This is a genomic window from Cyanobacteria bacterium GSL.Bin1, from assembly GCA_009909085.1.
In the GTDB taxonomy this organism is placed as follows: Bacteria; Cyanobacteriota; Cyanobacteriia; order Cyanobacteriales; family Rubidibacteraceae; genus Halothece.
In genome coordinates, this window is the sequence record JAAANX010000114.1 from 1 (window position 1) to 14,858 (window position 14,858).

At 43.7% G+C, this 14,858-nt stretch carries 15 protein-coding genes and 2 pseudogenes; 3 read left to right on the plus strand and 14 right to left on the minus strand.

Translation table 11 applies throughout. From position 1 onward, the window contains the following. Positions 1 to 117 precede the first annotated feature (117 nt). Together GVY04_15140 and GVY04_15145 are read right to left on the minus strand one after the other, a co-directional pair. On the minus strand, positions 118 to 1,872 hold the full coding sequence (locus tag GVY04_15140) for a penicillin-binding protein 2 (protein ID NBD17418.1): 1,755 nt from the start codon (positions 1,870 to 1,872) through the stop codon (positions 118 to 120). Between the two features lie 4 nt (positions 1,873 to 1,876). After that, entirely contained in the window at positions 1,877 to 2,368 is a 492-nt protein-coding gene (locus tag GVY04_15145; GenBank protein NBD17419.1) for a hypothetical protein, read from the minus strand. A gap of 527 nt (positions 2,369 to 2,895) precedes the next feature. On the opposite strand from GVY04_15145, the gene GVY04_15150 reads away from it, so the two are divergent. Further along, positions 2,896 to 3,927: a D-glycero-beta-D-manno-heptose-7-phosphate kinase gene (locus tag GVY04_15150; protein ID NBD17420.1), complete on the plus strand. Its 1,032-nt coding sequence runs from the start codon at positions 2,896 to 2,898 to the stop codon at positions 3,925 to 3,927. Positions 3,928 to 3,962: 35 nt separating this feature from the next. Here the strand turns inward: GVY04_15150 and GVY04_15155 are convergent, their stop codons facing one another. The 10 genes from GVY04_15155 to GVY04_15200 form a co-directional block, all read right to left on the minus strand. Next, entirely contained in the window at positions 3,963 to 5,123 is a 1,161-nt protein-coding gene (locus GVY04_15155; protein ID NBD17421.1) for an NTP transferase domain-containing protein, read from the minus strand. A gap of 210 nt (positions 5,124 to 5,333) precedes the next feature. Beyond that, the gene (locus GVY04_15160; protein ID NBD17422.1) at positions 5,334 to 6,149 is read right to left on the minus strand and encodes a segregation/condensation protein A; all 816 of its coding nucleotides are present in this window, start codon (positions 6,147 to 6,149) and stop codon (positions 5,334 to 5,336) included. Then, a complete protein-coding gene (locus tag GVY04_15165; protein NBD17423.1) occupies positions 6,146 to 6,499 on the minus strand; it encodes a DUF1049 domain-containing protein in 354 nt (117 codons plus the stop codon). Before GVY04_15165 ends, GVY04_15160 begins: the two co-directional genes overlap by 4 nt. A gap of 72 nt (positions 6,500 to 6,571) precedes the next feature. Beyond that, positions 6,572 to 7,771 carry an N-acylglucosamine 2-epimerase gene (locus GVY04_15170; protein NBD17424.1) on the minus strand — a complete coding sequence of 400 codons (1,200 nt, stop codon included), beginning with the start codon at positions 7,769 to 7,771 and terminating at the stop codon, positions 6,572 to 6,574. A 50-nt stretch (positions 7,772 to 7,821) separates the two neighbouring features. Beyond that, on the minus strand, positions 7,822 to 9,720 hold the full coding sequence (gene hflB, locus GVY04_15175; GenBank protein ID NBD17425.1) for an ATP-dependent zinc metalloprotease FtsH: 1,899 nt from the start codon (positions 9,718 to 9,720) through the stop codon (positions 7,822 to 7,824). Positions 9,721 to 9,845: 125 nt separating this feature from the next. Then, positions 9,846 to 10,265, minus strand: coding sequence for a YjbQ family protein (locus GVY04_15180; protein NBD17426.1), 420 nt, complete (start codon positions 10,263 to 10,265; stop codon positions 9,846 to 9,848). 38 nt (positions 10,266 to 10,303) lie between these two features. After that, positions 10,304 to 10,552, minus strand: a complete 249-nt coding sequence (locus GVY04_15185; GenBank protein NBD17427.1) for a hypothetical protein — start codon at positions 10,550 to 10,552, stop codon at positions 10,304 to 10,306. A gap of 17 nt (positions 10,553 to 10,569) precedes the next feature. Then, on the minus strand, positions 10,570 to 11,127 hold the full coding sequence (locus tag GVY04_15190) for a hypothetical protein (GenBank protein ID NBD17428.1): 558 nt from the start codon (positions 11,125 to 11,127) through the stop codon (positions 10,570 to 10,572). Further along, positions 11,120 to 12,238, minus strand: coding sequence for a glycosyl transferase (locus GVY04_15195; GenBank protein ID NBD17429.1), 1,119 nt, complete (start codon positions 12,236 to 12,238; stop codon positions 11,120 to 11,122). Before GVY04_15195 ends, GVY04_15190 begins: the two co-directional genes overlap by 8 nt. Before the next feature lie 133 nt (positions 12,239 to 12,371). Further along, positions 12,372 to 12,653: a hypothetical protein gene (locus tag GVY04_15200; protein ID NBD17430.1), complete on the minus strand. Its 282-nt coding sequence runs from the start codon at positions 12,651 to 12,653 to the stop codon at positions 12,372 to 12,374. A gap of 65 nt (positions 12,654 to 12,718) precedes the next feature. Between GVY04_15200 and GVY04_15205 the strand changes: the two are divergent. Both GVY04_15205 and GVY04_15210 read left to right on the plus strand, forming a co-directional pair. After that, positions 12,719 to 12,886, plus strand: a pseudogene (locus GVY04_15205) (flagellar assembly protein H). Further along, a pseudogene (locus tag GVY04_15210) lies at positions 12,877 to 12,960 on the plus strand (DUF4351 domain-containing protein). Before GVY04_15205 ends, GVY04_15210 begins: the two co-directional pseudogenes overlap by 10 nt. A gap of 43 nt (positions 12,961 to 13,003) precedes the next feature. Here GVY04_15210 and GVY04_15215 read toward each other — a convergent pair. Both GVY04_15215 and GVY04_15220 read right to left on the minus strand, forming a co-directional pair. Further along, entirely contained in the window at positions 13,004 to 13,312 is a 309-nt protein-coding gene (locus tag GVY04_15215; GenBank protein ID NBD17431.1) for a hypothetical protein, read from the minus strand. Between the two features lie 106 nt (positions 13,313 to 13,418). Next, positions 13,419 to 14,624, minus strand: coding sequence for a tyrosine--tRNA ligase (locus GVY04_15220; GenBank protein NBD17432.1), 1,206 nt, complete (start codon positions 14,622 to 14,624; stop codon positions 13,419 to 13,421). Between the last annotated feature and the right edge of the window lie 234 nt (positions 14,625 to 14,858).

Sequence of the window (14,858 nt, forward strand, 5' to 3'; positions counted from 1 at the left end):
CACGAACCGAAGCGAAAGCTGGTGCTGCTGAGAAGCCAAGGGGCTGTCGTCTGGGGTCTCCCCAGACGTTTATACGCCCCGTCCAACCACATTCCGCAGGAATTGGTTGTGGGTAATTCACGATGACTCAGCTTTCCCATCCCTCAATTCTTCGGGATGACTGGGCGGAATTCCTTCTATGGTAATTAAGCCTTCAATCACCTCTTTGACAATCGGTGCCGCAACAGTTGAACCAAACGCCAACGGTTTTTTAGGTTCATCCACTACGGCTAAGACCACATAACGGGGGGTTTGAACTGGAAAAATACCAACAAAACTGGTGATTTTATCATTCTCATAGAAACCGCGGGGGGTTGCTTTCTGGGCGGTGCCTGTTTTTCCAGCTAGGCGATAACCAGGAATTTTTGCGCTAGCGCCACTCCCCTCACTCACCACTGTTTCCATCATCGCTAACACTTTTTCAGTGGTTTCTGAGGAAAAAATTTGCTGTTGCGAATACTTTTTTTCTTCAATGATTTTACCATTTTGATCCACTAATCCTTTTACCACGTGAGGGGTCACTAAATTGCCTCCATTGGCGATCGCGCCGTGGAGTTGAGCCAGTTTAATGGGCGTTAAAGAAAACCCTTGACCAAAGGAAGCAGTCGCCGGTTCGATCGGGTAGTTGGTAAACTGAAACTTACTTTTAATCGAGCCCGCGATTTCGCCAATTAAATCAATCCCGACTTTTTCTTCTAAGCCTAATTGTTGTAATTGATGATAATAATCAAGGGAAGGCATACGTTCCATAATTTTGATCATTCCCACATTGCTGGAAACTTGTAAAATTTCAGCAATACCAATCGTGCCATGTCCCCCTTGACTAAAGTAATCATGATTACGAATCGTCCAACCGCCGACCTTAATTTTGCCAGGGTCATTAAATTTGCTCTGAGGGGTAATGAGTCCTGCTTCTAGCGCGATCGCGACATTAATGGGTTTAAAAGTCGAGCCGGGTTCATATAAATCGGTGATCGCCCAGTTTTTCATTTCTTCCCATTTCGCCTTAAAATACTGATTAGGATCAAAGCTGGGGTCTGTGACTAAAGATAATAATTCCCCCGTATGAACATCCATAACAATCACCGTTCCACGCTCGGCATCAAAGGCTTGCATTTGTTTTTTCAAGGCTTTATCGGCTAAGCGTTGTAAATTAATATCCAGGGTGAGTTGGAGTTCTTTTTCATCAAAATCAACGGCTTGTGGCGGTAGGGAAACCGGTAAAACATGACCATTTCTTGTTTTTTGAACCAGCGGGAGATCTTTAGGTGTGCGCGTTAATTTGTCTTGTTGGGTAAATTCAACCCCACTTTTCCCCTGATGCTCATCTTTTTGTACATATCCCAGAACATTGGCGGCTAATGTTTCATGGGGGTAATAGCGACTATAGGTGGGTCTTAAATCTAAACCATCCCGATTTAAGGCTCGAATATCATCTGCTAGTTCTTCCGTTAAGTTATCCCGAAGCCGAATTCCCGAGGGTTGTTGTTGAAACCGTTTTGTTAACTCACTTTGACTGGTGCCTTCTAGGATGTTAGCTAACTCTTGAGCAATAACGGAATGAGATGGCTGGAAGTATTTCGGATGAACATAGAGGGTATAAACAGCGCGATCCGTCGCTAAAACATTTCCCTGTCGATCCACAATTGAACGTCGAGGAACGTAATCTTTGAGGGAAAATCGCTGTTGGTTAGCCGCTTTTTCATGCAGTCGTTGTCCCTTGACTTCAAGAATTTGCAGGTGATAGACTCTTGCGCCTAAGCCAACCGCTGCGAGTAGGAAAAATATCCAAATGAAGATTAATCTTCTGAATTCCCGATTGACGTTTTGCATAGGTTTAATAGGCAATGGGACGATTGGTTAGGAAAGCGTTCTGGTTTTCTGGTTCTGAAGAAGAGGGAGAGACTTCCGCATTGGGAATCGCTGCGGGTTGCAAATAAATATTGCGCTCTGGGGTGATCGGAACCAAGTTTTGACTATTATTACTTCCTGATTCAGCAATTTCATCTTTCAGTGCTTCATTAATACCAGTAACTGTACGCTCATAACGCTGTAAGCTTTGTAACTCTTCATATTCTTGGTTCCATGCTTGTTGAGTCCGAAATTGCAAGCCATACATCACTAAACTCAGCGCGATCGCGCCCAAAGCTACTAAGGAAGAGGTATGTTGCAACAACAATAAAATCTGAATGAACACAGGAAATGACTTTTTCTTCTTTGGAGAAGAAGATTGCCATTGTTGAGGAAGGGGCTGGGAAGTGACTCTCGAACCAGAAGATTTGGAACGACGAACGCGATTCGACGGTTTTGATTTGGAAACAGTAAACATAATTTAAGTCAAGAAATTAGCGATAATCCCTACACCAATAGTGTTGAAATTGCCATTATCCTAACACTAGCTCGTTGCCTTTCCTTCAGAAGAATCACTCAATAAATCAAATCTAAACTATTGATTATGCCTCATTTTTACTTTATTTTCTTCTCCAATAGTTACTTTGATTCAGAACTTTAAATCTTATGCTTTTATTACAATTTAGTACATCTCACGACTGTTGCAAAGCCGGTTTGGCTTAAGGGTAAAAAAATGACGATCAAGCAGAAAACTTAATGACTGAAGACTAGAGTGTGAACTGAAGACTCTTGATTTCGTTTAGTTTATTATCAATAGAGAGTAAACGAAGGAAAATCAGTCAACTCTAGTTAGTCTCGTTTAAAAGTGATTAGGATTACTGTATTAAAAGATTTTTATCATGTTAAAGGTGAAACGAAAATTATCTGGAAGTTCATCACTAAGGATTAGACTGAGTAGAACAGATGCGGGAAAAGTTTGAACAATGAATGGGTTCAAAAAAGGTAATGAATGATTTTTTAGCACAATTAGAAGCCAATTCTCAACGATTGTTTAATCTCTTAGATGCTTTTGAACAGCCCTCTATTTTAGTCGTGGGCGATTTAGCCTTAGATGAGTTTGTCAATGGGGAAGTCGAACGTCTCTCGCGAGAAGCCCCAGTATTAATTTTGCGCCATGAAAATACCGTCCAAATTCCAGGCGGGGGGGGGAATGCCGTTTATAATTTGGCCAAGCTGGGGGCTCAAGTGAAAGTGGCAGGTTTAATTGGCAATGATGCTCAAGGAAAAGCCCTTCAAGACATTTTTACCAAGGCAGGAATTGATACGGCTGGGATCATTGCTGAGCGCGATCGCGAAACAGTCACCAAAACTCGGATTTCGGGTCATGCTCGCCAATCGGTCACGCAGCAAATCGTCCGGCTTGATCGCAAATCAAACTTTCCCCCAAGTGAGAATTCGGTTTTACAAATTGCTCATTATGTCAAAGCATCAATCCCAGCAGTAGATGCGGTGGTCTGTTCCGATTATGGCGATGGTGTCCTCAGTTCACCGGTAATCGCCTCCGCTTTATCTCATAATTGCACGGTTGTCGATGCTCAAAATAACTTATCCCGTTATCGAGGCGCTACGCTGTTTACCCCTAACCTACCAGAAGCAGAAGCAGCAGTTGGATATAACATTAGTAACGAAGATTTGTTATCTAAAGCCGGAAGAGATCTCCTCCATTTGACCCAAGCCAACTATATCTTGATTACGCGCGGAGAACAAGGCATGAGCCTCTTTAGCCAAACCGGAGAGATTGATCATATTCCTCCATTTAACCGCACAGATGTATTTGATGTCACTGGTGCTGGCGATACGGTGGTTTCAGCCTTAACCATTAGTTTGTGTGCTGGTGCCAGTCCTTGGGAAGCAGCCGTGTTAGGAAACCTTGCTGCAAGTATTGTGGTCCGTCAGTTTGGCACCGCAACCACCAGTGTTGAGGAAATGAAACTTGGCTTACAAACTTTGTTGGAGGATCCCAGTTTATTGGAGTAGGGGAGTGAAAATTCTCCTACTCCAGCCAACGCCTCTTACTCACCGATTAGGAGTTGCGCGATCGCTTCTTGTTCTTCCAATTCAAATTGCGGTGGCGTTTGTCGAGCATCGGTAATCAACCAGTCCAAAGCAGCTGCTTGCACATCGATGGTGGTACCTGTTTTATCCACACAGTAGCGTCCAAAAACCAGTTTATCCACTAAACGGACCTTGGGACCCAATCGCGAATATTCAAAAATCACGCTGTTTTTGACCGTTGCTCCGCTACAAATCCAACAATTGGGACCAATCATAGCCGGACCAACAATTGTCGCCCCATCTTCAATGCGGGTCATACCACCAATATAAACCGGTCCGGTAATATCAACTTTATCCCAGTTCACTGCGACATTGAGTCCAGTATAAACACCAGGGGTAACTTCATGTCCCGGGATGTCAACGTTTTTAATTTCTCCGAGCAACACGCCTCGAACCGCATGCCAATAATCTGGAACTTTTCCAATATCCACCCATTGGAAATCCATGGGAACCGCATAGAACGGTGCCCCTTTTGCAACCAGTTTTGGGAATAAATCACTACCGAGGTCATAGACTTGATCGGGAGGAATATAGTCGATCACTTCCGGTTCGAGAATATAAATCCCGGTATTGATTTTGGTGCTGAGTGCTTCTTCAACCGAAGGTTTTTCTTGGAAAGCAGTAATCCGGTTGTTGTCATCAGTAACCACAACTCCATAACTCGAGACTTTATCTGGGGGAACATCCTTGGTAATAACGGTTGCGATCGCGCCTCTCTCTTTATGTTGTTTCAGCGCTGCCGTTAAATCTAAGTCAATTAGCGCATCCCCACAAAGCACCACAAACGTATCATCAAAAAACTTATTAAAATCTTGAATCCGCCGAATCCCGCCTGCAGAGCTTAATGCTTCACCAACTAATTCGCCATCAACAATCCGCCCCTCAAAAGAATAGGCAATATCGACGCCAAAGCGTTGACCATCTCGAAAATAACTTTCAATTTCTTGGGCAAGATGGCTGACATTGACCATTACTTCGGTAAAACCATGTTGGCGTAATAGTTCTAACAAAAACTCCATGACTGGCTTTTGTAGAATGGGTATGAGTGGTTTGGGAATGGTGTAAGTAATCGGTCGGACGCGAGTCCCTTTCCCTGCTGCCAAAATCATGGCTTTCATAGCGCATTGACTCCTCAATTCTCATTTGGGTGTTTATTGGCTCCTCTGATCCCAGTCGCTGTATAGGATAAGAGGATAAGTGTTTAGATTGCATTGTAGCGGTTCTTAGCAATGCATTTTTGTTGCCGGGTGATTCATTATCTACTGGCTGACTGAATCTTGCAACTGCTTTTTGGCTTAGCTTCATTATCTCACTATTATAATCCTCCTTCAATCACTAAGTTTTTTCTCCTGAAGAAAGCGTAAATGTAGGTCTTGATAGAACGCTGCTTGGGATAATTCCACTTTAGATTGTGCTGATAGTAATAGTAAAGCCCAAAAAATTCCCACTCGATTCCCTTTCTCTGTTACGGGTTCGGAACCATTCTCTGCTGTTGTTTCTATTTTCTGTTGCTTCCAACGTGCAGCAAGCTCATCTAAGCTCATCCAAAGTTCTTCCGAATTGAAGAGAGAGGTTTCCCGCAGCAAGAAGGTTTCTAGTTCGGTCGCCAGTTCGGTTAAATTTTCATTATGAGCCAGATGGGTGATCATCTGTGCTGTTTCTCGCTTTGAAGAAGTGCGCGATCGCGCACGAGAGGCTGGGGAAGTATCTTCAATTTGCTCCCCTAGTTCTTTGAGATAAGTAATTAACTCTGAAAGCGTGACCCGTCGTTTCTGGGGAGGGGGGGCACTCCCACGCCGCCGAATATGGTGTTCTAATTTTTGCGGGAGTCGGCGGCGGGAGGTTTCTGCTTCTTCCGGAATCGGCTCATCTGCTTCGGCTTCCTCCTGGTCATCTTCAGCCAGGGCTTCTAAGGTATCCGCTTTGAACGAGACCAACATTGAAGCCCAAAGAAAGGCTTGTCCGGATTGGGGTAAGTGAAGCTGACTGAGTTGATCTAAATCTTGCAAGAATCGATCAATCACTTTAATCACATCGACATCCCAGGGATCGATTTCTCGACGTTGGGCGAGATCAATCAAGAGGGTAATTGCTGCATTCGCAGGACTCGCTTCTTCAGTCCCCATACTCGCATCTAGATTCATGATTCCGTTTTGGAGGTTTCCTCGCCTTGGGGTAAACGTTTTTGTTGTTCTTCTAGCTGCATTTTATAGTTTTCAACGTCTTTACTGAGGGTCTCTACCTCTTTCTCTTTCTTTTTTAATTCTCGTTTCTGACCAAAGGTTGCAATTTGACGAGTGAGACGGCTCCAAATACTATATAACCAAGCTAGGGTTGCTCCAATCCCCATCGCTAAAATCAGTTCAATGGCTAAGGGCGCTTGCACTTCATACCCCGGAATAATTTGAATGGTCGTTAGTTCGGTATTTTCGATACTAAACAACACTAAAGCCAAGCCACTGGCAAAAATCACCACAAAATTAAGAATACGCATTACAAACTCACTCACTTGTCACTCTCTTCAGAGATATCATGCCAGACTTTGGTCTCCTGTAAACCATTATTTTTAATTTGGAGCAGATTTTTCTAATTTCTCTAAAAGTCGCCAACACAGCCAGAGGGCGCGGGGAACATGAAAACAGCCCTTGTAAGGACCTCCCTTGAAGCGATGGGTAACATTGCCAGCGCGATCGAGATAGCCAAACCATTCGCCATATTTCGGGTCACGGAAATGGCTAAAAATATAGGCATCTACTTGCTGAAACGCTTCCCAATCGGCTCGTTCTCCCGTGAGGGAAAAATTTAAGAGATGGGCGTACAAGGCTTCACAATGCACCCACCATAGTTTCATAAACCATTCCAAGGGCGTCGGGCTATACCCTTGGGCATCCAGGAAATAATAAATCCCGCCATATTCAGCATCCCAACCCCGCTCAAAAGACCAGCGAATCATCTCAATCGCCGTTTCTGATAACGCCGGTTTTTGTAAGTGTTGCGCCCAATGTTGGAGAAACCAACCTGCTTCTATGGCGTGTCCTGGATTGATTAATCTACCTTCACTACTATTGATGAGTTGTCCCTCAGGAGTGACCGTTTCATAAACGGTTTTTGTCTCCGGATGAATATGACGTCTTAAACGATGAATACAATCATCGACTTCTCGCTGATAGGCGTGGGTGTCTTCTTCTGCGACTTCTGCAATTAAATTCAGCAAAATCATGGGGACGGCTAAACTTTGAGCAGACGTTTGCCCCGAATAATGCGGTCGCCCCACTTTTGTCCAATCCTGCGCCCAATCCCAAACGTTTTCTAGTTCTAACTTTGCTTCCTTTAAGAGTTGGGGTTGTTCACTGGCACGAGCAAACTCAGCCAGTGCCATGATATAAAAGCATTCAGAAAAAATTTTCCGTTGTTGATAAATTGGCTTTCCTTGGGCAGTGACGGAAAAATAAACCCGGCGATCCTCTCGAATCGCATAATTTTGCAAGAAATCAGCCCCTAAACGCGCCATTGTTAACCATTCGGGTTTTGATTCAATGTCGCGATAAAACTTACTGAAGATCCAAACTTGTCGTCCTTGTAACCAGATATGTTTAGTTGAATCATAGACTGTACCATCTTGGTCAAGGCAGTTGAAGTAACCGCCATGCTTCCAATCCGGAGAATGCTTTTCCCAAAAGGGAATGACATTTTCTAATAACTCTTGTTCGTATTTCCTACCATAGTGCTGGAACTGAGAGGAAGGGACGGCAAGCGTGTCTTTCATGGCAAAAGTAGAATCCGATTCAGGGGGTGCTGCAGCTCTCACCGTTGGCATTACTGGTTTCCAGAGGGAACCAGTTGCTTTTTCGGCAGTTGAGTGTATTGAGACACAATTTTCCGAAACTCTTCCCCTTCAATGGTTTCTTCGTAGAGCAGCAGATCAACCAAATGATCCATGAGAGGGCGGTTTTCGCGGATAATTTGGCGGGCTTTTTCATAACAGCGCAGCGCGATCGCGCGCACTTGCTGGTCAATTTTTGTCGCCACTTCTTCAGAATAGTCAGGATGACGATTGGCATCCCCTCGCCCTAAAAAGACCTGTTCGCTTTGACCTTCCAATGCCAAAGGACCCAAATCAGACATCCCATAACGGGTTACCATTTCTCGCGCCAAGTTGGAGACGACTTTTAAGTCATTACTCGCACCGGCTGTGACCTCGGCATCGCCAAAGATTTCTTTTTCTGCGGCGCGTCCCCCTAAAGTAATGGTAATCCGGTCGATCATCCACGCCCGGGTGTATAATCCGCTATCAACCATATCTTCATTAAAACTTTGTTGAGCGAAACCGCCGACACCCCCAGCACGAGGAATAATCGTCACTTTATTCAACGGATCGGAATGTTCTAATAGGGTCATCAACAGGGCGTGTCCCACTTCATGGTAAGCAATGAGACGTTTTTTCTTGCTATCGAGCAGTGGATTCAAACTTAAGCCGATGGTAATGCGATCTAAGGCATCATCAATTTCTCGGTTCGTAATCGTGTCTTTGAAACGGCGTGCGGTGAGAATTGCCGCTTCATTGAGGAGGTTGGCTAAATCAGCACCAGACAAACCGGGGGTTCTGCGCGCGATCGCTTCTAAAGAAACATCTGGGTCAAGTTTTTTGTTCCGAGAATGAACATCTAAAATTCCTAAGCGCCCTTTGTAACTGGGTAAGTCCACAGTAATTTGCCGATCAAATCGTCCGGGACGCAATAAGGCTGGATCCAGGACATCTGGGCGGTTTGTCGCCGCAATGACAATCACCCCAGCATTTTCTTCAAACCCATTCATTTCAGTTAACAATTGGTTAAGGGTTTGTTCCCGTTCGTCATTTCCCCCGCCAACACCGGCACCGCGTTTGCGTCCGACGGCGTCAATTTCATCAATAAAAACGAGACAGGGGGCATTTTCTTTGGCTTTTTTAAATAAATCTCTGACGCGAGAGGCACCCACCCCGACAAACATTTCTACAAATTCCGACCCGGAAATGCTGTAAAAGGGGACCCCGGCTTCTCCTGAAACGGCTTTCGCGAGGAGGGTTTTCCCGGTTCCAGGCGATCCCACCAGTAACACTCCTTTCGGAATTTTAGCCCCTACTGCGGTAAAGCGTTCTGTTTCTTTGAGGAAGGTCACCACTTCTTGTAGTTCTTCTTTGGCTTCATCAATTCCTGCCACATCATCAAAGCGAATGCCCGTTTGGTCTTCCACTTGGTATCGAGCACGAGATTTTCCGAAACTCATGGCCTGTCCGGAGGCTTTTGCAGAACGGCGAATAATCAAAGCCAGTCCTCCCACCAACAGTAGGATCAGGACACCATTAGCAATAATACCGGCAGTTTGACTGTTATCGTTAGAGGCTTCCACATCAATGGGAATGTCGCTATTCCGTAATTGGGCGATTAATTCGCTATTTTGCTCAAATAACCTCACTTCTCGCTTAACAGTTTCACCACTTTCCCCAACCATCTCAACAATTGCGATATTGGTACGGGGATCGAGTTCCACTCTTTCTACTTCTCCTTGCTCAATTTTCTGGAGAAATTGGCTGTAACTTAATTCCTCAGACTTATTTTGTGCCAGGGTTGGGGAGGCAAAAAAAACACTTTGGAGAATCATCCAACCGGTTGCGAGGGGAAGGAAATAGCGGGAAATCGGCTTGCGGTGGGTTTTAGCGCCAAATTGTTTTTTCATTGGTTTTATCGGATACTGCAATATCTTGGGGGTGAGCAAGGGAAGGGTCAAATTATCCCTTTCTTTAGTCTAGAAAAAAAAAGACGTTTCGGGTGAACGCCTGGACCAGGGAGTTGAGTGTTGAGTTAATTACCGCTAATATGAATAACAAGTTCTCTGGAATGAGCGCGATCGCGATGTTCCCATAAATAAATTCCTTGCCAGGTTCCTAACATCAACTGTCCGCGATCAATAGGGATTTGCTCTGAGGTTTTGGTTAAGACCGAGCGGATGTGAGCTGGCATATCATCGGGTCCTTCGGCATTATGAACATAGAGGCTGCGATCTTCGGGCACTAATTTTTTAAAAAAGTTAGAAAGATCCGTTAAAACATCGGGATCGGCATTTTCTTGAATAATTAAACTGGCTGAAGTGTGACGAATAAAGACAGTACACAATCCTCTCTCTACACCCGACTGCGCAACAATCGCTTCCACTTTAGAAGTAATTTTATGTAAGCATTTTCCTGTCGTTTTGACAGTAATTGTTGTTTGATAATGACTCATAAATATTAAGCTATTCGTTATTTTCCCTTGCTACTGCTCTAGCCTGTACTTTGTTTTTCTTCATTAGTATCTTCCTCACTCTCTTCTTGTTCGTCTTCTTTTTCTTCCCAAGGAGAATCATAGTGGTGCCAGGGAATAATGGGATTATTGGGTAAGCTTTCTGTTAAAACCGTGACATTATCAAGGTCGGGTTCAGGGAGTTCAAACCCTTCTTCTTGTTCTTGATTACCCTCCTGATCAGAAGAATAATCGTCATAATGAGGATCGTTGTCTGATTGGGTATTCATAGCTCAATTTACGACAATCATGAACTCGAACGATAGTAAATCGTGAGTACATGACAGACGATAATGACGACAATTCCAAAAGTGGAATAAGCAGCATAGGTTAACGATTTAGACTTGTCATCTAATCTTTGCTTATTTACATTATAAGTCTCTGCTAGATTCACAATCATCTGTAACTGGTACTCTGTTTTGGACAGAGTCAGGTAACGCTTTAACACCTCCATGTTGCCAAGATTAGGGGTTACTGCAACTTGACGCGGTAAAAAGGCACTCAGTAACAAGCCAAATGTCACTACAAAGCCAATCATTTCCCCAATACTAAAAATACTAGGAATTAAAATCAGCTTGGAAATGGCAAGGGCAGTGAGTAACCCACCGCCATTCACCGCAAATAAGATATTAAGTTTTGTTGCTAGAAGTTGACTTTGTTGATGTTGTTGTTCATTGACGCGATGGACATCTTCTAAGGCTAAATCGAGGGTTACTGGATCTTGGTGAAAGGAGGCTTCCTCTTGGCTTAAGGCTTCGGTTACTGAGTTAGGAAGTTCTTCAGAAACAGCAGTCGGATCAGACATGATTGCTTGTTGAGTTAGTTACAGAGGAGTTAAGCGTTACAAAATGGTTAACGATCGCGCTGGCAATTTGTTCGGTCCCATCTTTCTCTACTGTGTCAGGAAGACGAGGCGGTTGCGGAGTTTCCTTTAAGAAAGACCAACTGTCTTCAAAAAACGATTCCGGAGAAATAATTTGATGGTCAGCATAATTTTCAATCCCCTTTAGCAAGAGAGGCGACTCAGCAAACCGTTCCCGACGTAAAGAAACAATTGGAACTCCCACCCGTATCGCTTCAGAGAAGGTACTATACCCTGGCTTGGAAACTACACGCCCTGCTACTGGCATAAAATCCAGGGGGCGATAGTGATGGTCTGTGACCTTTAACAAGTTAGGAAGGTCAGGGGCTTGCCGATCAAAGGTAATGAATTGCCAGTCTGTAAAATATTGTAAATTTTCATAAGGGATTTTGTGTAACCCCAAGCCGCCAAAGGAGAGAAGAACGGTTTTTTCTTGCGGTTGAATTAATTTAAATTGTTCTCGAATCGCATCGGCACTCCATCGGGGAATCCCACCAGTTAAGCCGACATCCCCGAGATTAGGGAAGGCACTCATCGGTTCGTACATCGGCAGTCGAAAGGTGCGATCGCTGTAACTATAGCCTTCACTCATCCAATCAGCAAGTTCATGAAACGCTTCTCCCCAGTCGCGATAAATAAAATCCCAACCGAAATTGGTAATGGACCAACAGGGAATGCCAGCCGTTTTGGCAATTTTTCCCGCTAAAGCAGGAATATCGGCAATCATGAGGCTTACCCCCTGATCAGCAATCAATTCTGCTTCTTCTTGAATAATTCTGTCTTCGTTTTTCCGAATTTTCTCTAATTCTTGGCGGGTGGCGTCTAAATCCATTTGGATGCTATCGCTTTGGACCACTCCTACATCCAACGCGCGATCGCGCTGTATAAAGTCTCCGGGCACATAGGAACTCAGCAACCAATCAGGAACTTTCGTTACAAAAATGGGCAATAATTCAGGAAGCAAGGCTTGGGCGGCTGCAGCAACAGAGGCGGCGCGGACGGCATGACCAAAGCCGTGACTGGTAATGGCAACGTAAAGAACAGGACGAGACATAGCAATAACAAAGAATGAATCATAGATCACTCTTAAATTTAAATGCTTTCTCGCGGTAGAGAACAAAAAAAATGATTAATGACCCCTTTGGATCCAGTAATGCAGATCCGCGATCGCGGTTTGGGTTTCGGTATCAGGCGCGATCGGTTGTAAGTCGGCAACCAAGACCGGGAAAATATCTTCCATGTCTCCTTCTCGATACAGCACTTGCAACTGCACCTGTGATCCAGCAGCTTCGGAATCTGGTTCCATGCCAATCACCTGAACCGTTTCTTTGCCCCATTATGGGAAAGTTGAGTTTATTTTCTAAATAGTAATACCAGCATAAAGCCGCTTCTTCTTCCGTATAGACATCGACAAAAACTTCACGACTAATCCGTTCTTCACGTGCTGCATCATATTCTGGTTTAACCATTTTTAGCTTTTCTTTGTCATTACATTAATTGTTATATTTTATAATTGAGTGATCCCTTTTAGACAATGGCTGAAGCTCAAAAAATCAATCATGATCGACTCTTTAAGGAACTCCTATCTACCTTTTTCATAGAATTTATTGAGTTGTTTTTTCCAGAAATTGTGAATGATTTAGACTCTCAATCTTTGCAATTATTAGATAAAGAAGTTTTTACTGATGTTACCTCTGGAGATTAGAAGACCTCGCAGAAGCCCTATTAGACTTTAATTCTATTCAAGATTTAGAGCAATGGCTGAAGGAAAATTGATCAGCTTATTATTCGTTATTTGTTTGATTTAAGAAGAGTGCTGCTACTGACGATCATTAATGATTTTGCCGTTAGCTAAATAACGAATCACTTGTTCTGCACTAATTAAACGTTTGAGGACAACTTGACCAATCGAACTCGAAGTATTCTTATTTTGATCGGGAGATAAAACTTCCACCATTAAGACATCATCTTCGACTTCGTATAAAACGAGTTTTTCCTGATTTTCAATTAGACAAATCGGTAAGGCTTGCAAATAAGCCGCTCGTCGTCGGCCATTCACGTTCCACAGTCCGCCAAATTCCCAAATTCGCCCAATTGTCCACCCTTCCGTAAGGAAAAAATACTTCATACCGAATATTTGTACTCAATCTTCAGGGGTATCACCGTTAAATCATACAGCGCGATCGCTGCAATGAAACAAGACAGAATTGAAAATCATGAATCTTGATCGCGCTTTAAACTAAGCGAACAAATTTCTTTTTCCCCACTTGTAAGGTTTTGTCAGCTAATTCTTCAGCCGTCTGAAATTCAGCATTCACATCCGTCACTTTTTCTCCATCTAAACGCACCGCGCCCCCTTTAATTTGCCGTCGTCCTTCGCCACTGCTAGCACATAAACCAGTGACATTGAGCAGATAAAATAACTTCACGGGAAATGCAAATTCTGAGAGAGAGTATTCAGGAACGGCTGCTGCTTCTCCCGTTTGCCCCGAAACTAAACTCAATGCCGATTTTTGCGCTTGTTCTGCCACTTCTTTTCCATGATAGTGACTGGTCACTTCTAAGCCTAATAATTTTTGGCACTCCCGAGGATTTTCTGGAAGCTGATCCAAGGGTAAGTTTGTCAGTAGTTCAAAATAGGTTCTAATTTGGTCATCCGGAACTTTCTCCAATTTAGAATACATACTCAAGGCATCTTCTTTTAGCCCCACGTAATTATTCAAGGATTTTGACATTTTTTGCACCCCATCAGTCCCGATTAAAATTGGCGTTAATAAGCCAAACTGGGGACGTTTTTTAAAGTAGCGTTGTAAGTCTCTTCCCACGGCAATATTAAATTTTTGATCGGTTCCGCCTAACTCCACATCTGCTTCCACGGCAACGGAATCATACCCTTGCATGAGAGGATACATAAACTCATGAAGATAAATCGGCTGATCTTTTTCGTAGCGTTCTGCAAAGCCTTCTTTGGCTAACATTTGCCCGACCGTCATGGTGGCTAATAATGCCAAAATTTGGTTTAAATCAAGGTCTTTTAACCATTCGGAATTGTAGCGAATTTCTAAACGTCCAGGAGTATCAAAATCGAGGATGGGACGCAATTGTTCAAGGTAAGTTTTGGCGTTCGCTTCCACTTCTTCCGGGGTTAAATGCTTGCGGACTTCCGATTTCCCCGTGGGATCGCCAATTTGGGCGGTAAAATCGCCAATAATTAAAACTGCAGTATGTCCAGCATCTTGAAAAGCCCGCAGTTTGCGCACGGGAATACTATGTCCCAAATGAATATCGGTTCCGGTTGGGTCAATCCCTAATTTTACGCGCAAGGGAGAATCGCTGCGCAGGAGACGCTGTTCTAAATTTTCGTCAGGATTATCCGATTCCGGTTGATTCGGGAAAATTTCTGTTGTACCGCGATAAAGCCAATTCAAATCTGAAGCCATAGAAGGTTGATTGTTCTGATGAGAATACCGTCTGCTTATTGTGACATCTCCTTGATCATAATCTTTGATTGGATCGGAAAATTCTGTTACCGTCAGTGATGATAATAATAGAAGTGGTACCTGTTGCTCGATCACAGGCGTTTCTAAAAAAGTTATTGAAAACCAGCTACCAATCATTCAAAAATATTAATCACGCCCCCTGATTGGAAGAGCGCGATTGCCTCTGGCAGCGAA